We start from the raw sequence: 17,817 nt of genomic DNA, 5'->3' as shown, positions 1-17,817 counted from the left end.
AGGTTCACCTCAATCTCTATCAATGGCTGTTAGCTGTTTGATTAGCGTATCTTACGAACTTGGCTCTTTCTTGGGTTCAGCACGTCAGAGCAAGGTCGTTCATGATGAATAAACTGAAGTCATTATTGTCTTGGATTAAATCAGGCTCTCCGTGGGTTTGGCTTACGGGCGGTGCGGTGAGCATCAGTATGCTCTCTGTTCTTGGCTTAATGCTGTTGATTGGCTGGAAGGGTTTAACGTATTTTTGGCCAGCTCCTTTGTATCAATGGCAAGTCGACTCCAAAGACCTGTCGTTAGTGGTCGATCTTGACGAAACGGTATCAAAGCAAGACGTATTGATTGGTCAATTATATGAACGTAAATACATCCCGATAGAGCAAGTGCCACAAGCTCATGACTTACTGTCGCCTCAAAATTTGTCTACTGGGCTAATCCAACGTTTAAGTATCAAAGTAGCGAACAGAGAGCTTTACCCAGCCGATTTTGTTTCAATTTTGGATGTTAACTTACGTGAGCCAACAACGCCGTCTGAATGGGCGGTGATCGAGCGAAGTCGTGGGGGGTATTTCTTTGGCAAACCGGTAGGGTTTAAAACGGCTTCGGGTTCTTATCAAACCAATATCGACCAGAAACTTGAGGATGGTTTGGCGTTTGCAGACACGCTAAGAGAAGAAACGTCACGTGTTGTGAACCAAGAAATACGCAATATCAGTTGGCAGTTGGAAAACTTGCGTTTAGAAAAGCGTAAGCTTGAACTCAATGAGTCAGTGAGTGATGAGTACCTTAAAACTTATACTCAAACTAAGCTGAAATTAAACAGCCAACTTGATGAAGCGGAAGTAAAACTAGAGCACCTCAGAACGCAGTTGAACGTGGAAAGCTTGCTGGTGGAAGATATGACTGGTGAACGAGTTGAAATACCGCTCAGTCATATTCTTGATTATTGGTACCCCAACAAGATGTCCTATCCAGAAAAAGTTGGGCACTGGGGCAAGCAAGTTTGGAAGTTTTTATCTGAAAACCCACGAGACTCAAACTCTGAAGGTGGTGTGTTCCCTGCGATCTTCGGTACTGTGTTGCTGGTTATTCTCATGTCGATCGTAGTGATGCCACTTGGGGTTGTTGCTGCTATTTATCTCCATGAATATGCAAAAAACAACGCACTGACACGTTTGATCCGTATTGCTGTAATTAACTTAGCGGGTGTACCGTCGATTGTGTATGGCGTATTCGGCTTAGGTTTCTTTGTGTATACCATCGGTGGTTCTATCGATTCTTTGTTTTATGCAGAGCGATTGCCAGCTCCGACATTTGGTACTCCAGGCCTGTTATGGTCCGCATTGACTTTAGCGGTATTAACATTGCCCGTTGTTATTGTAACAACGGAAGAGGGCTTAACGCGTATCCCTAGCTCGGTGAGACATGGTTCATTGGCGCTTGGCGCTACTCAATTTGAGACGCTTTGGCGCATTGTTTTACCAATGGCAAGCCCTGCGATTATCACGGGGTTGATATTGGCAATCGCGAGAGCTGCGGGGGAAGTGGCTCCATTAATGCTGGTGGGTGTTGTGAAGCTAGCATCAAGCTTGCCTGTAGATGGTCAGTTCCCATATCTACACTTAGAGAGAAAGTTCATGCATTTAGGCTTCCATATCTACGATGTTGGTTTTCAAACATCTAATATCGAAGCGGCGCGCCCTTTAGTGTATGCGACTTCATTTTTATTGGTTACGGTTATCGTTGGACTGAATTTAACAGCCATCAATATCCGTAATAACTTGCGTGAAAAATACCGAACCTTAGGACAAGATTAAATGTTCTCGATTAATGAAACCTTGGGTTACCAAGCACCACTTGATGTTCACAACCTGAAGGATGAGCAAATTGCTATCTCGATTGAAGGGCTGAATCTTTATTATAAAGAGAGCCAAGCACTCGATGATATCTCGATGCAGATCCCCAAAGGTCAGGTGACCGCTTTTATCGGTCCATCAGGGTGCGGTAAGTCGACTCTTTTGCGCTGCATTAATCGCATGAACGATCTTGTTGAAGGTTGTAAGGTTTCAGGAAAAGTGAAGCTTCATGGCAAGAACGTCTATCACCCTAAGGTGGATGTCGCGACTTTACGACGTCGTGTTGGCATGGTGTTTCAACGCCCGAACCCTTTCCCTAAATCTATCTATGAGAATGTGGTTTATGGATTGAGGCTGCAAGGTGTGAGCAACAGCCGAGATCTTGATGATGCAGTTGAACGCTCTCTGCGCGCTGCGGCGTTATGGGATGAAGTGAAAGACCGTTTGCATGAGAACGCTTTTGGTTTATCGGGTGGTCAACAGCAGCGTTTGGTTATCGCTCGAGCGGTTGCCATCGAACCTGAAGTGTTGTTATTGGATGAGCCAACATCGGCACTCGATCCGATTTCGACATTGACGATTGAAGAGTTGATCAACGAACTTAAGACTCAATACACAGTTGTGATTGTTACTCATAACATGCAACAAGCGGCACGAGTGAGTGACCATACTGCCTTCATCCATATGGGTAAGTTGATCGAGTACTCAGATACTGATTCTATATTTACTTCACCATTGAAAAATCAAACGGAAGACTACATTACAGGTAGGTACGGCTAACGTTTAAGTTCGCGCCATCTAGAGCTAAGTCACTCTGAAATAAATGACTTTATTCATTTCTTTTAAGGAGCTGACATGCATTTTGGTCGCCACATTTCAGGACAGTTTAATGTCGAATTAGAATCTATCCGTACACACGTATTAACTATGGGTGGATTGGTAGAGCAGCAGTTATCATTTGCGATGCAAGCGCTTCATAAAGATGACGTGGAACTGGCCAAAAAAGTAATTCGTGACGACCATAAAGTGAATGCGATGGAAGTTTCAATCGATGAAGCATGTACTCGTATTATCGCGAAGCGTCAGCCGACTGCCAAAGATCTGCGTTTGATTATGGCGATCATCAAAACCATTACTGATTTAGAACGTATTGGCGATGTGGCCTCTAAAATCGCACAGGGTGCGATTGAGATCCCTTCAACGAAAGAGCAAAAGTTTCACGTCTCGTTAGAGCCATTGTGTCGTCAGGCAATTACTATGCTGCATCAAGTATTAGATGCGTTTGCTCGTATGGATGTCGATGCGGCGGCAGAAGTACATAAACTTGATGATAAGCTGGATGCGGAATATGAAGCTGTGATTCGTCAGTTGATGACGTACATGATGGAAGATCCTAAGAACATCCCCAACATCTTGCAAGTGATGTGGTCAGCTCGCGCGATTGAGCGAGTGGGCGATCGTTGCCAAAATATCTGTGAATACATTATTTACTTTGTGAAGGGCAAAGATGTACGCCACCTTGGTGATCAAAGCTTAGATGACGCACTGAAGTAGGTATTAACTTTAGAAGCGAATTATTGCACCGAGGTTAAGGTTGATTGTTGTGTCGTAAGGCACAAAGGTCTTATTGTGATCAAAAATATTCATATCAACACCAGCTCGTAGCCCAAGCACTGGCGTTGCTTGGTAAACGTAGGCTCCACCAAGACTTAATCCATGTGCTGTCTTCTCTTCAACTTCGCCATTGCGCGTTTTTGTTCCGTCATAACTCGCTACACCAATCTCCGCCTGAAAGCCGTGGTTCTGGTTTCTTCCAAACATATTTTGAATACCAACGCGGTACGCATCGACAGTTTCATCGTATCGATCGCTGTCATACCAGAGGTGAGAATAGCTCAGGTAAACTGCGCCTAGATTCGCCACGTCCGTAATACCTGCTTGCATTCCAAAGCCATGATAAGAACCAATCTTTAGTTCAGGAGATAAGTGAAGACCACTTGAAAGTGCAGAGGTTGAGAATAAAGCTGAAGCTAAAAGAAGTGTTTTAAATTTCATGGTACCACCGAAGTAATTTTGCGCTCTCCTTAGCATTAGGTCGATCCATGCGTGAATCCAGTGAGATCACTGGTTAACGGTGATCATTATATGGGCTTTGAAAGAGCAGGCTAATTCGCATTGGTTATCTCTGTAATAACGTGTACTTATCAGTGGTTGTTATCGTTACTTAGCGAGTGCTTTGTCTTACGTAGCCTTACAAACGAGTTTGGTAGATAAGCATCTACTTAACCTTATGTTATTTAGTGTATTTGTGCCGATGTAATGACGATAATGACGATAATGACGATGTGGCTCATTAGTGTTTACTATATTCTTATCAATCTTTAATTTATTCTCTTGCTGAATTTATCCTTCACATTTATTTTTCAGGTAGATATCAATATGAACAAGTTTCTTTTAGTTGTGACCCCTCTTTTCACGTTAACAGCGTGCGGCAGCGTTGCCATCATGGACAAATCAGATGCGGTTAATCAGCAGCCAGAACTCATGGTTAAAACCGATGGTGATTTTTGGGGGTTAGGACAAGAAGGGACGTTTGATATTGCAGGTATGTACCAAGGTAAATACAGCCGAAACTCATCAGGTTCAACATGGTTTGAGACTGTTTCATTCAAAGAGGGTGAGCTAGCGGCTGAAATCACTAGGGTCGATAATGGCCAAGTGTGGAACTTAGTCTGTTCTGGCGGTGGCACTTCAGTTAACTACATGGGTGTTGATTTTGGTGGCAATAAACCTTACCGCTGTTCTGTATCTCAAAGCAATGAGAATATAGGAGAGTTCGTTTTAGAGCCTCAATCTGGGATGACCAGTGTTGGCTTAGAAAAGAAAGAAGCTGGCTACATCCGAGTTGGGGCGAATAAATATGACGTAGAAACTGTCCATTCAAGTAAGGACCTTTTAATGTCGGTGGAAAAACCACTAGGGTATAGCTTTAAACACGCTTCGCAAGAAGTAGCGGCTGCACAGACAAATGGAATGATAACGCTACAGATGTTACCTGAACTTAATGACGCTGAAAAAGACACATTAGTTATCGGTACTATTGCTAGCGCACTGAGCTGGCGCCCAGAAGAGTAAAATACAATATATAACTTTTAATCGAACTTACTTTTGTACTTGTTCTGATAAAACTTGCTCTATGAGTTTTGAAAGCCAATTTGTTAAAGGTGAGTTTCGATTTTTAATGTGTATATAACTATAGACCGGGGTTTTCAGTGTTTTTCCGTCGACCGAGACATCTATCCCGCGTAATGTCGGATAGTTTTCTACTGGGAAAAGGTTGGAATGGGGCATGTACATATCAGTATGTTGAATGACGTCGATCAGAGCCATGACCAACTCACTGCGAAAACCGATACTGTGCTCGATGGAGAGGTCAGTTAAAATCTGAGACGCCAAGCTAAAATTGTCATTCCAACCAGGTGTTACTAATGATGCGATTTCGTACCCTGCCATGTCATATGGAGTTATGGTGTCTTGCTTTAAAGGGTGATCTTTCCTAACAAATATACGTCCTGTTAATTCAATGAGCTGCCTTGTATAGACTTCTTTACTTGTTTTTCCTCCTAGGTAGCTTACTCCCATCAAAACCTCATCTTTTTGTATATCTGAGACAGACGAGTTTGACCATGGAACAAGCTTTAGTTTAGCGTTTGGTGCTTGTGCTCTTATATCTTTAAAAAGTGAGCCAGACAGACAAGAAAGTACCACTGGAGATAGGGCTATTTTCAACGTGTAATCAATCTCTTTCGGGTCAAAAGCGTTCGATGTATTGATCGCGATAGATAGACCGTCCATGAACGGTTTGATTTGATTAGTGAGCTGCTCTGAAAATGCCGTAGGTTGTAAGCCTCCATGAACCTTTACGAAAAGGTCATCGTTGAAGTGGTGTCTTAGCTTTTGTAGGGCTTGGCTAACCGCTGGCTGAGAAACGAATAAACGTTCCGCAGCCTTTCTGGTGTTTTTTTCTTGATAAACAATAAGAAATGTTCGTAACAGGTTTAAATCAAGAGAGCTGAATAAGTCTTTAGCCATATCTGTCCATGAAAGGTTTACTGCGTTATTAAATCTAATATACGTCAGTCAGTTAGATTAGTCAGCGTGGTTCTCTTCGATTTTTGTTAGCGACTATTGTCCTAAAGCGCTGAGGGCAGCTCTTACATCGGATATCTTATGCACATCAGTCACGGGGATCTGATAATCATCAATATCATCACTGCCCATTTGAGCACTTGAGTTGCTTTCCATTAGGCTCGGTCTTGTCGATTTACCTGAAAGGTGAAGTGCAGGTACTTGGGTGGTGCTTTGAATCATTTTCGCATTTGTTGCGTTGACGCCAGCCCCAGCCATGATGTCGATTCTACTATCGGCCTGTTTAACCATCTCTGCCAAGACATTGATGCCTTGCTCAGCATTAACAGCAAGCCCCGATGTTAGGACCCTTTCACATCCAAGTGCGATGACCTGTTCTAAGGCTGTTTGGTAATCAGAGCTTTGATCAATGGCTCTGTGAAACGTAATCCCAAGCTTTAATGAGTGCGCTTTGTCAGTCAGTTGCTGCATTTTTGGCATATCAATACTTCCATTAGGCGCTAACACGCCAAGTACGACCCCATTTAATCCTGCACTCGCACAAGCTTCAATATCTTCAAGCATACAGAGCATATCGTCATTATCGAAAATGAAGTCACCCTGTCTTGGTCGTATCATAGCGTAGACAGGAACGGACGAAATTTTTGCCGCTTGCTTCATCATACCGAAGCTCGGAGTTAATCCGCCAAGTGCTAGTGAGGAGCAAAGCTCAATTCGATTTGCACCGCCAGACAGCGCGTTGTGTAGAGATTCTAAGTTATCGATACAGACTTCAATTTCGATGTTCATCATGTTTATCCGTTTAAAAAGATACTGATGAAATCATAGCAACCTAGATACGGATATGAATAGGTGATAGCAGAGGAAAATAGGGGTAAAGTTTGTTTTTGTAACTACCTCAATTAACTGATACTGAGGGAGCTTAGGGGAAATGAAAGACCGTCGAATAGATATGAAAAAAGCCCGAAGCGTTAACTTCGGGCTTTTAATAGGACTTTACTTCTTAACTGATTGGCGGTGCGCTTTGCGCTATTAGCTTATGCTTTATGTCTCTTTATAGAGAGTCTTCCAACCATTAACCCGCGTTGAGTTCGGGCTTAAGAGGTAATTACTTGCTTAGGTCGTCAGCGTGCTCAGATAGGAATGCTGCAACACCTTGTGGAGATGCGTCCATACCTGATTTACCTTCTTCCCATTGTGCAGGACAAACTTCACCGTTCTTCTCGTGGAAGTTTAGTGCGTCTACCATGCGTAGCATTTCGTCAATGTTACGACCTAGTGGAAGATCGTTAACTACTTGGTGACGTACAAGGCCGTCAGCATCGATTAGGAAAGAACCACGGAAAGCAACGCCTGCTTCTGGGTGCTCAACATCGTATGCTTTGCAGATCTCGTGCTTAACGTCAGCAATTAGAGGGTATTTAACTTGACCGATACCGCCATCAGCGATAGCAGTGTTACGCCATGCGTTGTGAGAGAATTGTGAATCGATTGAAACACCGATTACTTCAACGCCTTTAGCTTGGAAATCTTCTAGACGGTTGTCGAAAGCGATTAGCTCTGAAGGACAAACGAAAGTGAAGTCTAGTGGGTAGAAGAAAACTACAGCTTTCTTACCTTTAGTGAATTCTGCGAAGTTGAAGTTATCAACGATCTCACCGTTACCTAGAACAGCTGCTGCAGTAAAGTCAGGGGCTTGACGACCTACTAGTACCATTTGGAATCTCCTAAAAAATTAGTTGGCCCAACACATCTTTGTTTGGGCTCCGTTTCTACGGGACAAACTATAGTACAATCGGTACTATAGAAAAAAGCGAATTAAATAGATTAAGTTAATCGAAAAAAGCGATGAGCTTAATCTTTGCTCAGTCCTTAGGTCTGCTGACCTTTACGTAACTTATCCTACTCATATTACAAAGTAATTTCATGAATAAATGGCCAAGTCTTAAGCAGCTTCACTATCTTGTTACCCTTCACGAAACTCGTCACTTTAGTGATGCAGCGGATCGCTGCTTCGTGAGTCAATCGACACTAAGTAAAGGTATTCAAAACCTAGAAGAGCTGATTGGTTGTCCTCTTTATGAGAAGAAAGATAAAAAGAGCCCATTGGTTTTCACTCAGGCGGGTGAGCTGGTGGTTAAGCACGGTCGAGAGTTATTGGCGAAAGGGCAAGACTTGGTTGAGCTCGGAAATCTGTGCAATGGTGATGCGATGCAAGGGCAGCTAAGAGTCGGATGTATCCCTACCATTGCGCCATTCCTTCTGTGTGACTTGGTTCAAGAAGCCAATCATCGTTTTCCTCAGTTGAACTTACTGTTACGTGAAGACACGACGACTAACTTATTGGCTGCATTACGTCATGGTGAGTTAGATGTGTTGATTCTGGCTCTGCCTGTCGATATCGACAACATGGAGAGTAAAGTTGTAGGGCAAGACCCTTTCCGTATGGTGATCAGTCGCAATCAAGCCGATGGTATTCGTGTTCCGATTAAATACGATGACCTGCCAGACGAGTCTGTATTTTTGTTGGAAAACGAGCACTGCTTAACCGAGCACGCGGTATCAGCTTGTAAGTTAACGGATAAAGAGAAGATAAACCCGTTTACTGCGACAAGCCTACACACATTGGTGCAAATGGTGGCCAATGGTTTAGGAACCACCTTTATTCCTCAGATGGCCATCGACCATGGTTTACTGGAAAATCAAAACCTAGTGGTTATTGATCCCCCTGGTCAGCAAGCCTACCGAGATATCGGTCTCGTATGGCGACCAAGTTCATCACGCCGCGAAACATTCCATCAACTAGCTGATGTGGTTTCTGAGTTGCTTTAAAATTTAGAACCTCAAACAAAAAGAGCGACCATTTTAGCCGCTCTTTTTGTTTGTTCATTTGACAAGAAAAACGCCACAAACTGTGGCGTTGGAAAGTTATCTATAGCATTAGATTTTGAAAAAACTCAGCAAGTCTTTTTGCTTAACGGCTAATGAAGAGAGTTCTTCACTTGCCTGTTTGCTCTGTTCAATGCCTGATACATTCTGGTGAACGATATCAAAGGTCAAAGAAACATTTTGTGAAATATCCTGTGTGACTCCTGATTGCTCTTCAGATGCTGTCGCTACTTGTGTATTCATATCTGAAATCAGGCCAACGGATTCAGTGATTGATGCAAATGCAGTTCTAAGCTGTTCGCTGTAATGACGCGACTCTACGGCTAGCGATAGGTTAGATTGCATGAATTGATTGGCATCTTTCGCTTGCGCTTGAAGTCGAGAGATTATCTCTTGAATATCGACAGTTGATTGTTGTGTTTTAGCCGCCAGAGAGCGAACTTCATCAGCAACGACAGCAAAACCACGCCCTTGCTCACCAGCTCGTGCCGCTTCAATTGCTGCATTTAACGCAAGCAAATTCGTCTGTTCGGAAATCGAGTTGATCACTTCAATAACAGTCCCGATCTCTACCGAGTACTCTTGCAGTTGATTGACGATGTTTGACGTTTCTTCGATTGAGTCTTCAACCTTGCGAGAGATATCATCAGATGCATCGAGTGAAACTCCTCCCTCTTTGACGTTGGAAGTTGCACCCGTTGCTGCGTTCTCAGCACTAGCAGCGTTGTGGCTGACTTCATTCGCAGTGCTAGAAAGCTCATTGATGGCTGTTGCTATTTGTTCCATTTGACTCAGTTCTTGTTGAGCGTTCCCCTCGGTTTGGCTCATTACGGCTGTTAACTCAACTGAAGCTGCTGAAACATTGTCTGAAATTTGGTGGAATCCATCGATGATGCGACGTAGTTCTTGACGCATTTCTAAAATGTTGGCGTATATACCCGTTTCTTTACCTGTTACTGGAATCTGTTTTGAAAGATTGCCTGAAGCAACTTCTTCGACAATTGATTGAATTTCGCTAGGCTCACCCCCTACGACTTTCCATACACTTCGGTAAATTGAGATTGCAATACCAAGGGCGATAGCAATAACAATGATTGAAAGTGCGCCTAAGATAAATTGAGCATTTGAAAATCGTTCGACCATGTTTGGTCCGACAGAGTCTTGTTTTGACTTTGTGGATAGTTTGATTTCCTCAATGGTTTTCGCCGCATTGCTACCTGCAATATCAAGGGTTCCAGAAACGATGTTGTTTCGTTTCTTTATCGTGTTAACAACTTCTGAAAAAGTGACACGGTAGGTTTTAAAGGCATTATTAAAATCAGCTAAGTATCGAATTTGCTCGTTCGACATTAGTTGAGATTCTATTGTTTCTACAAGCAATGCTGCGGATGCAAATTCTTTTTCTGCTCGCTGAGCATCTTCTGTTTTGTTACTGGTGAGAAATTTAGAAGCATACAACCTTGATAGCAACACGTGTTGTTGAAGTTGCCCTGAACTAACAGCAACTTCTAAACCCTCTTCAGCAGAAGCTTGTGTCATCAAGTTAGTCACGGCTTGTCGCATCTTTAAACCTGATGGATCTAAGCTCTCTTTCACTAAGTTGTTTCTAGTATTGACCAGTTGAACAACTTGACTAAACCCTTGGTTGTACTGCTTAAGTTGCTTTTCTATCGCTAAAAACTCATTTTTATGGAGGTCGTCAAGATGAGCGTCTAACACTTCGTCGATCAATTGAATTGATGTAGTGATGCGCTTGTCCAGTTCTGAAGCATGCGATGCAACAGGGTTCTTTATATATTTTAATGCAGATAAACGAGCTTCCAATATGTTGGCTTGGATTCGCCCTGTGGATACGCTTGTTAATGCGAGGGAACGATAGGTATTAAACCCATCACTCGATTGATAAAAGCGCAATGAAGCAACGATTGAAATAACCAAAATTAGCGCAAGAATTACGCCAAAACCCAAGGACAGCAATTTCTTTAAACTCATAAGTATCATTCCCAGAAAGGCAGTTTGTTTTTATTGTTAACAAATTTTCACACTATCCAAACGATAGATATATCAATAAATCTAATTAGAGCCTTACATTCTCATATATAAGAACAATAAGTGAAGTCGGTTTATTGAGAGGCCTAAACTTTGGAACTGGTCTCTAAGAAGAAATGAGGGCTGTAGTGAGTTTCACAGTGAATATGTGAGAGTTGGGCATGTAAAGAGCCTTGGATTGAAAGGCTCTAGGGTGGGAGCGGGTAAAACAACCTTGATTAACCTTCTACTTCTTCCGGCTCTACTTCTTCTTGCAGTTCTAGTAAATTTATCGCTATTGTGACGAAATCACTGTCAGTGATAATACCCACTAATTCGTAGTTTTCTACGACAGGTAAACAGCCCACTTTGTGTTTCTGCATATAGATAGCCGACTCTTTTAACCCTGCACGTGGTTCAACCGACATAACACTTTTATGCATGATGTCGTTAAGGGGAGTAGCAAGAGTAAAGGATTGAGCTTGTGGGATATTTTGTAGGCTGGATTCTTGAGCGGCAAGAACGTCTCGTTGTGTGACTACGCCAAGTAGCTTTCTGTCGGCATCAACGACCGGAATATGGCGGATATCAAGCGCTTCCATCATGTGCTTTGCATCGGCCAGTGAATGTGAGCGCAATAGAGTATGAGGGTTGCGAGTCATCATATCTTCAACCTTGATCATACGAACCTCCTTCTTTTTTAATTTGTTGCTATTACTATAGTTTTTTATCCAAAAAATAACTGAGAGCTGACGCATTTTTGGGGGAGTTTTATACAACTAATTCTCGAACTTTAAGAGGTGAATCGGTAGCATTCTTTTACGCCTCTTTACAATAATCCATTGCTGTAAACCTTGCTATTGCGGCTCGTGTGCCTATACTAGCCCACTGCGAAATTTTTAGTCGCGCCTGCGATCTGTTTACGGTAGCTATTTCCTTACGGTAACGGTGTATTAGCGGCAGCGATTTATGATTCGACAATGATACAAACCTCATCAACTAAGACAAGATTAGACACATGCAAGTTTCAGATTTTCACTTTGACCTACCAGATGAACTTATTGCTCGCTACCCTCAAGAAGAGCGTACAGCAAGCCGACTGCTTAAATTAGACGGTAATAATGGCAACCTAGCTGATGGTTCGTTTAAAGACGTTTTAGACTTGGTTGAACCAGGTGATCTTGTCGTTTTCAATAACACTCGTGTTATTCCTGCTCGCGTATTCGGTCGCAAGGCATCAGGCGGTAAGCTTGAAGTGCTTGTTGAGCGTATGTTGGATGAGAAAAGCATTCTGGCGCATGTTCGTTGTTCTAAATCACCAAAGCCGGGCACTAAGTTGTTCCTTGGTGAGAACGATGAATATGAAGCTGAAATGGTGGCGCGTCATGATGCGTTATTTGAAATCCATTTCACATCTGATCAAAGCGTTTTAGATATTCTAAACAACGTCGGTCACATGCCATTACCGCCTTATATCGATCGTCCAGATGAAGACGCCGATAAAGAGCGCTACCAGACTGTCTATAATGAAAAGCCGGGTGCAGTTGCTGCGCCAACAGCTGGCCTTCATTTTGATGACAAGTTAATGGCTGGCATGAAAGAAAAAGGTGTTGAGTTTGCTTACGTGACACTTCACGTTGGTGCTGGCACGTTCCAGCCGGTAAAAGTAGATAATATTAACGATCACCACATGCACGCAGAGTACGTTGAAGTACCGCAAGAAGTGGTTGATGCCGTTGCAGCAGCAAAAGCTCGCGGCGGACGTATTATCGCTGTCGGTACAACCTCTGTGCGTTCACTAGAAAGTGCGGCTCAAGATGCATTGAAAAATGGCACTGAGTTAGTTCCTTTCTTTGGTGACACAGAAATCTTCATCTTCCCTGGTTATGAATACCAGTTGGTGGATTGCTTGATTACCAATTTCCACTTACCAGAATCAACACTGATTATGTTGGTGAGTGCATTTGCTGGTTATGACAATGTGATGGGCGCATACGATCACGCAGTGAAGAGCGAATATCGTTTCTTCAGCTACGGCGATGCTATGTTCATCAACAAGAAAACAGCATAATTTAAAGCTTTGATCTTAAAGCTCAAAGTTTTGTGAGCTAATAGATTCACCATTGGATACAAAATATTTACGGGTGCTAGCAGTAGGCTAGGAGTCGGGCAGGTCACTGTCTAATCTCTCGCAAGGAATACGCGACCGCTCCTCATAGAACTCGCTAGATTGAACTTATGTTTAGCTTCAGGTTCTGAATTATCAGTCAGATTGTTTCTCTGGCATATTGGAGGCTTCGTGAAATTAAAATACGAACTTAAAAAAACAAACAGCGGCGCACGTCGTGGTCAACTTCAGTTTGAACGTGGTAGCGTTGAAACACCAGCATTCATGCCAGTAGGTACTTACGGTACGGTTAAAGGCATGACTCCTGAAGAAGTGAAAGACACCGGTGCTGAAATCCTACTAGGTAATACGTTCCACCTATGGTTACGCCCTGGTCAAGAAATCATGAAACTGCACGGTGACTTGCACGATTTCATGAACTGGAAAGGACCTATCCTGACTGATTCAGGCGGTTTCCAAGTATTCAGCCTAGGTGCTACGCGTAAAATCACTGAAGAGGGTGTCCACTTCCGTAACCCTGTAAACGGTGACAAGATCTTCATGGACGCTGAGAAGTCGATGGAAATCCAAAAGGATCTAGGTTCAGATATCGTAATGATCTTTGACGAATGTACGCCTTATCCTGCGACGCATAAAGAAGCTAAAGACTCAATGGAGATGTCTCTTCGTTGGGCTCAGCGTTCACGCAATCACTTTGATAAGCAAGAAAACCCGAACTCACTATTCGGTATCGTTCAAGGTGGCGTATACGAAGACCTTCGTGATGTATCCGTTAAAGGCCTAACAGAAATTGGTTTTGATGGTTACGCTGTTGGCGGCCTAGCAGTAGGCGAACCAAAAGAAGACATGCACCGTATTCTTGAGCACACATGTCCTCAACTGCCTGAAGATAAGCCACGTTACCTAATGGGTGTAGGCAAACCTGAAGACTTAGTTGAAGGTGTTCGTCGTGGTATCGACATGTTTGACTGTGTTATGCCAACGCGAAATGCACGTAACGGCCACTTGTTTGTGACTGAAGGTGTGATCAAGATCCGTAATGCGAAGCATAAAACCGATACAACACCACTAGATTCAGATTGTGACTGTTACACTTGTAAGAACTACAGTAAGTCTTACTTACATCATTTGGATCGCTGTAACGAAATCCTAGGTGCAAGACTAAACACTATCCACAACCTGCGTTTCTACCAACGAATCATGTCAGACATTCGTCAATCTATTGATGAAGACCGTTTTGAAGAGTTCGTTGCTGAGTTCTACGCAAGAATGGGGCGTGAAGTACCACCACTAGGTAAAGAATCTTAGTATTTCTTTTTTGCGAGCCCCATCTCTCTTCCGAGTGATGGGGCTTGAAAATAAAGGGATGCAACCCAATTAGACAAACAATTACTAAAATATAATAGAGGATGTTTTTAATGTTTATTTCTCAAGCTCACGCAGCAGCAGAAGGTGCACCAGCAGGCGGCGGTTTCGAAATGCTTATCATGCTAGGTATGTTCGCTGTGATCTTCTACTTCATGATCTACCGTCCACAAGCTAAGCGCGTAAAAGAGCATAAGAACCTTATGTCTTCTATGGGCAAAGGCGATGAAGTTCTAACGAGCGGCGGTCTGATTGGTAAGATTACTAAGATTGCAGAAGACAGCGACTACGTTGCTATCGAACTGAACGCAAACAACGAAGTCGTTATCAAGAAAGACTTCGTTACAGCAGTGCTACCAAAAGGTACTCTGAAATCTCTATAAACAGCTAGAGGATCCTCGCTGTGCTAAACCGTTATCCGTTATGGAAGTATTTGATGGTGATGTTTGCCATCGCTATCGCTGCGTTGTACGCACTTCCAAATATATACGGTGAAGATCCGGCAGTTCAAGTTACAGGGGCGCGCGGCGCCTCTGTAGATCTGTCTACGCTGGATGCTGTCACCGACGCTCTTGAAGCAAAGAGCCTTTCTACTAAATCCGTTGCTCTAGAGAACGGTTCCATTCTTGTTCGCTTTAACGATACAGATACGCAAATCAGTGCCCGTGATATCATCACAGAAGCACTAGGCGATGACGTTATCGTTGCTTTAAACCTAGCTGCTTCAACTCCTGATTGGCTCGAGTCCATTGGTGCTGCACCAATGAAACTGGGTCTTGACCTGCGTGGTGGTGTTCACTTCTTAATGGAAGTGGATATGGACGCTGCAATGGAAAAGCTCGTTGGCCAACAAGAAGAAGCGTTCCGTAGCGAACTTCGTGAAGAAAAAATCCGTTACCGTGCTATTCGCCCATCGGGTAAAGATGCCGTGGAAGTGATTCTGCGTAACGAAGAGCAGCTTGCTGAAGCTAAATCGCTACTGCAATCTAAGCACCAAGATATGACGTTCGTAGATTCAGAATCTAACGGTCGTTTCTCTTTGATTGCTAACTTCACTGAAACTCGCCTTCAAGAAATCCGCAACTACGCGGTAGAGCAAAACATTACCATTCTACGTAACCGTGTTAACGAACTTGGTGTTGCTGAGCCTTTGGTTCAACGTCAAGGTGCTAGCCGTATCGTAGTGGAATTGCCAGGTGTTCAAGACACGGCTCGTGCTAAAGAAATTTTAGGCGCAACCGCTACTCTTGAATTCCGTGAAGTAGACAGCAGTGCCGATTTGGCCGCTGCAGCTGCTGGTCGTGCTCCTGCTGGTAGTGAAATCAAGCAAGACCGTGATGGTCGCCCTGTAGTACTAAAGAAGCGCGTTATCTTAGGCGGTTCTAGCATTACAGATGCAAGCTCAAGTGTTGATGAATATGGTCGCCCACAAGTTAACATCTCGCTAGATAGCGAAGGTGGTAGCAAGATGTCTACGTTCTCTCGTCAAAATATCGGTAAGCTAATGGCAACCGTATTTGCAGAGTACAAAGACAGCGGTCGTAAAACACCTGAAGGCCGAGTGATCCTAAGTAAGCACGAAGAAGTGATTAACCAAGCGACGATTCAATCTGCACTTGGCCGTAACTTCCGTATTACAGGTATCGACTCAACGGCTGAAGCTCATAACTTGGCACTTCTACTACGTGCTGGTGCATTGATTGCTCCTATCTCGATTGTAGAAGAACGTACGATTGGTCCATCTATGGGTCAACAAAACATCGATATGGGTATCATGGCGATGGTTTGGGGTATGGCTGCAGTAATGCTATTTACACTGCTTTACTACCGTACTTTCGGTTTGATTGCGAATGTCGCTCTGATGGCTAACTTGGTGTTGATTATTGGTGTGATGTCGATGATTCCTGGCGCGACAATGACGCTACCAGGTATTGCCGGTATCGTATTGACGGTCGGTATGGCAGTCGATGCCAACGTTCTTATCTTTGAGCGTATACGTGAAGAACTTCGAGATGGACGCAGTCCACAACAAGCGATTCACCAAGGTTATGCAAACGCATTTAGCACAATCGCCGATGCCAACATCACCACACTATTAACAGCAATCATTCTATTTGCTGTCGGTACAGGTGCGATTAAAGGCTTCGCGGTAACGTTATCAATCGGTATCTTGACTTCAATGTTTACAGCTATTATCGGAACACGTTGTATCGTGAACCTGATGTATGGCGGTAAACGTGTTAAGAAACTGTCGATCTAAGGCTAGGAATTAATATGTTTCAGATTCTAAAAGCAGAAAAAATGATCGACTTTATGCGTTGGTCAAAGGTTGCCTTTGTATTCTCTATCTTGATGATTGGTACGGCTATCTTCACCCTAACAACGAAATCGTTGAACTGGGGTCTAGATTTTACCGGCGGTACTCTGATTGAAGTGGGTTTTGAGGAACCAGCAAACCTACCTGACATTCGAAGTGCACTAGAAGCTGAAGGCTTTGGTGATGCTACGGTTCAGAACTTTGGTTCTGCGCGTGAGGTAATGGTTCGTCTACGTCCACGTGACGGTGTTGCAGGCGAAACGCTTGGTAACCAAATCCTATCTGCGATTAAAGATGGGACTGGTGAGCAAGTTGAGATGCGTCGTATCGAGTTCGTTGGTCCAAACGTGGGTGATGAACTAACAGAAGCTGGTGGTCTTGCGATCTTAGTTTCTCTGATCTGTATCTTGATCTACGTATCAGTACGATTTGAATGGCGATTGGCTGCAGGTGCTGTATTAGCCCTAGCACATGACGTTATCATCACACTAGGTGTGTTCTCTCTAATGCAAATTGAGGTAGACCTTACTATCGTGGCAGCCTTGCTGACGGTGGTCGGTTACTCCCTCAACGATACCATAGTGGTATTTGACCGTATTCGTGAGAACTTCCGTAAGATGCGTAAAGGCGAAGCGCCTGAAGTATTGAACAGCTCAATCACACAAACATTGAGCCGTACCTTGATTACTTCTGGTACAACGTTGTTCGTAGTTATCGCTCTGTTTGTACAGGGTGGTGCTATGATTCACGGCTTCGCGACTGCACTTCTATTGGGTATTACGGTTGGTACTTACTCTTCTATCTACGTTGCATCAGCACTAGCTATGAAGTTGGGTATCACGCGTGAACACCTAATGCCACCACAAGTGGAAAAAGAAGGTGAAGAGTTTAACGAGATGCCTTAAGCCTTGGCTTAACTGTTTCGATAAACCAAAAAAACCGCTAGGCAACTAGCGGTTTTTTTACATCCGTATTTTGTGGTTGAGCTCAATGCAATTTAACGTTGAAGTGAGTTGCGCTCAATGTAACCAAGTGCCACTCTTCTCGTATCTCGTATCTCGTATCTCGTATCTCGTATCTCGTATCTC

Annotated in this window: 16 protein-coding genes; 10 read left to right on the top strand and 6 right to left on the bottom strand. The window is 43.5% G+C overall.

Annotated elements, in window-relative coordinates:
- Positions 1–104: 104 nt before the first annotated feature.
- The 3 genes from pstA (at position 105) to phoU (ending at position 3,407) form a co-directional block, all read left to right on the top strand.
- Positions 105–1,814, top strand: coding sequence for a phosphate ABC transporter permease PstA (gene pstA, locus OW495_RS22785; RefSeq protein ID WP_102514056.1), 1,710 nt, complete (start codon positions 105–107; stop codon positions 1,812–1,814).
- Positions 1,815–2,633 (top strand): phosphate ABC transporter ATP-binding protein PstB, encoded by an 819-nt coding sequence (gene pstB, locus OW495_RS22780; protein WP_004735071.1) that lies wholly within the window; start codon positions 1,815–1,817, stop codon positions 2,631–2,633.
- 75 nt (positions 2,634–2,708) lie between these two features.
- The gene (phoU, locus tag OW495_RS22775; protein WP_009848270.1) at positions 2,709–3,407 is read left to right on the top strand and encodes a phosphate signaling complex protein PhoU; all 699 of its coding nucleotides are present in this window, start codon (positions 2,709–2,711) and stop codon (positions 3,405–3,407) included.
- 9 nt (positions 3,408–3,416) lie between these two features.
- Here phoU and OW495_RS22770 read toward each other — a convergent pair whose 3' ends face one another.
- A complete protein-coding gene (locus OW495_RS22770; RefSeq protein WP_102340773.1) occupies positions 3,417–3,908 on the bottom strand; it encodes a hypothetical protein in 492 nt (163 codons plus the stop codon).
- Positions 3,909–4,292: 384 nt separating this feature from the next.
- On the opposite strand from OW495_RS22770, the gene OW495_RS22765 reads away from it, so the two are divergent.
- Positions 4,293–4,988 carry a hypothetical protein gene (locus OW495_RS22765; protein WP_102514055.1) on the top strand — a complete coding sequence of 232 codons (696 nt, stop codon included), beginning with the start codon at positions 4,293–4,295 and terminating at the stop codon, positions 4,986–4,988.
- 27 nt (positions 4,989–5,015) lie between these two features.
- Here the strand turns inward: OW495_RS22765 and OW495_RS22760 are convergent, their stop codons facing one another.
- From OW495_RS22760 to OW495_RS22750, 3 genes are all read right to left on the bottom strand, one after another.
- Positions 5,016–5,945 (bottom strand): LysR family transcriptional regulator, encoded by a 930-nt coding sequence (locus OW495_RS22760; RefSeq protein ID WP_102514054.1) that lies wholly within the window; start codon positions 5,943–5,945, stop codon positions 5,016–5,018.
- Between the two features lie 93 nt (positions 5,946–6,038).
- Complete coding sequence (locus tag OW495_RS22755) at positions 6,039–6,791, bottom strand: copper homeostasis protein CutC (protein ID WP_102514053.1); 753 nt, start codon at positions 6,789–6,791, stop codon at positions 6,039–6,041.
- 319 nt (positions 6,792–7,110) lie between these two features.
- Positions 7,111–7,719 (bottom strand): peroxiredoxin C, encoded by a 609-nt coding sequence (locus OW495_RS22750; RefSeq protein WP_009848275.1) that lies wholly within the window; start codon positions 7,717–7,719, stop codon positions 7,111–7,113.
- A 209-nt stretch (positions 7,720–7,928) separates the two neighbouring features.
- Here OW495_RS22750 and OW495_RS22745 point away from each other — a divergent pair, with 209 nt between their 5' ends.
- The gene (locus tag OW495_RS22745; RefSeq protein ID WP_017090958.1) at positions 7,929–8,834 is read left to right on the top strand and encodes a hydrogen peroxide-inducible genes activator; all 906 of its coding nucleotides are present in this window, start codon (positions 7,929–7,931) and stop codon (positions 8,832–8,834) included.
- 108 nt (positions 8,835–8,942) lie between these two features.
- Here the strand turns inward: OW495_RS22745 and OW495_RS22740 are convergent, their stop codons facing one another.
- Positions 8,943–10,883, bottom strand: coding sequence for a methyl-accepting chemotaxis protein (locus OW495_RS22740; protein ID WP_102514052.1), 1,941 nt, complete (start codon positions 10,881–10,883; stop codon positions 8,943–8,945).
- A gap of 275 nt (positions 10,884–11,158) precedes the next feature.
- Entirely contained in the window at positions 11,159–11,602 is a 444-nt protein-coding gene (locus tag OW495_RS22735) for a CBS domain-containing protein (RefSeq protein WP_065113438.1), read from the bottom strand.
- A gap of 335 nt (positions 11,603–11,937) precedes the next feature.
- Between OW495_RS22735 and queA the strand changes: the two genes are divergently transcribed.
- The 5 genes from queA to secF all read left to right on the top strand — a co-directional run bounded on the left by queA (position 11,938) and on the right by secF (position 17,634).
- Complete coding sequence (gene queA, locus OW495_RS22730; RefSeq protein ID WP_065113439.1) at positions 11,938–12,990, top strand: tRNA preQ1(34) S-adenosylmethionine ribosyltransferase-isomerase QueA; 1,053 nt, start codon at positions 11,938–11,940, stop codon at positions 12,988–12,990.
- 228 nt (positions 12,991–13,218) lie between these two features.
- Positions 13,219–14,355 (top strand): tRNA guanosine(34) transglycosylase Tgt, encoded by a 1,137-nt coding sequence (gene tgt / locus OW495_RS22725; protein ID WP_004735086.1) that lies wholly within the window; start codon positions 13,219–13,221, stop codon positions 14,353–14,355.
- 110 nt (positions 14,356–14,465) lie between these two features.
- Positions 14,466–14,795, top strand: a complete 330-nt coding sequence (gene yajC / locus OW495_RS22720) for a preprotein translocase subunit YajC (protein WP_010440492.1) — start codon at positions 14,466–14,468, stop codon at positions 14,793–14,795.
- Positions 14,796–14,815: 20 nt separating this feature from the next.
- A complete protein-coding gene (gene secD / locus OW495_RS22715) occupies positions 14,816–16,672 on the top strand; it encodes a protein translocase subunit SecD (RefSeq protein ID WP_017106488.1) in 1,857 nt (618 codons plus the stop codon).
- A gap of 14 nt (positions 16,673–16,686) precedes the next feature.
- Positions 16,687–17,634, top strand: coding sequence for a protein translocase subunit SecF (gene secF / locus OW495_RS22710; RefSeq protein WP_017106487.1), 948 nt, complete (start codon positions 16,687–16,689; stop codon positions 17,632–17,634).
- Positions 17,635–17,817 lie beyond the last annotated feature (183 nt).

It is taken from the genome of Vibrio sp. 14N.309.X.WAT.E.F5, from assembly GCF_030397615.1.
GTDB lineage: Bacteria > Pseudomonadota > Gammaproteobacteria > Enterobacterales > Vibrionaceae > Vibrio > Vibrio lentus.
This window is presented reverse-complemented; position numbering and strand designations above follow the sequence as displayed.

What these genes read in the sequence shown, in the direction of transcription:
- pstA (WP_102514056.1), top strand. Translation starts at nt 105, where the DNA reads ATGAATAAACTGAAGTCATTATTGTCTTGGATTAAATCAGGCTCTCCG.
- OW495_RS22745 (WP_017090958.1), top strand. Translation starts at nt 7,929, where the DNA reads ATGAATAAATGGCCAAGTCTTAAGCAGCTTCACTATCTTGTTACCCTT.
- OW495_RS22735 (WP_065113438.1), bottom strand. Translation starts at nt 11,602, where the DNA reads ATGATCAAGGTTGAAGATATGATGACTCGCAACCCTCATACTCTATTG.
- queA (WP_065113439.1), top strand. Translation starts at nt 11,938, where the DNA reads ATGCAAGTTTCAGATTTTCACTTTGACCTACCAGATGAACTTATTGCT.
- yajC (WP_010440492.1), top strand. Translation starts at nt 14,466, where the DNA reads ATGTTTATTTCTCAAGCTCACGCAGCAGCAGAAGGTGCACCAGCAGGC.
- phoU (WP_009848270.1), top strand. Translation starts at nt 2,709, where the DNA reads ATGCATTTTGGTCGCCACATTTCAGGACAGTTTAATGTCGAATTAGAA.
- OW495_RS22770 (WP_102340773.1), bottom strand. Translation starts at nt 3,908, where the DNA reads ATGAAATTTAAAACACTTCTTTTAGCTTCAGCTTTATTCTCAACCTCT.
- pstB (WP_004735071.1), top strand. Translation starts at nt 1,815, where the DNA reads ATGTTCTCGATTAATGAAACCTTGGGTTACCAAGCACCACTTGATGTT.
- OW495_RS22740 (WP_102514052.1), bottom strand. Translation starts at nt 10,883, where the DNA reads ATGAGTTTAAAGAAATTGCTGTCCTTGGGTTTTGGCGTAATTCTTGCG.
- OW495_RS22750 (WP_009848275.1), bottom strand. Translation starts at nt 7,719, where the DNA reads ATGGTACTAGTAGGTCGTCAAGCCCCTGACTTTACTGCAGCAGCTGTT.
- OW495_RS22765 (WP_102514055.1), top strand. Translation starts at nt 4,293, where the DNA reads ATGAACAAGTTTCTTTTAGTTGTGACCCCTCTTTTCACGTTAACAGCG.
- secF (WP_017106487.1), top strand. Translation starts at nt 16,687, where the DNA reads ATGTTTCAGATTCTAAAAGCAGAAAAAATGATCGACTTTATGCGTTGG.
- OW495_RS22760 (WP_102514054.1), bottom strand. Translation starts at nt 5,945, where the DNA reads ATGGCTAAAGACTTATTCAGCTCTCTTGATTTAAACCTGTTACGAACA.
- OW495_RS22755 (WP_102514053.1), bottom strand. Translation starts at nt 6,791, where the DNA reads ATGAACATCGAAATTGAAGTCTGTATCGATAACTTAGAATCTCTACAC.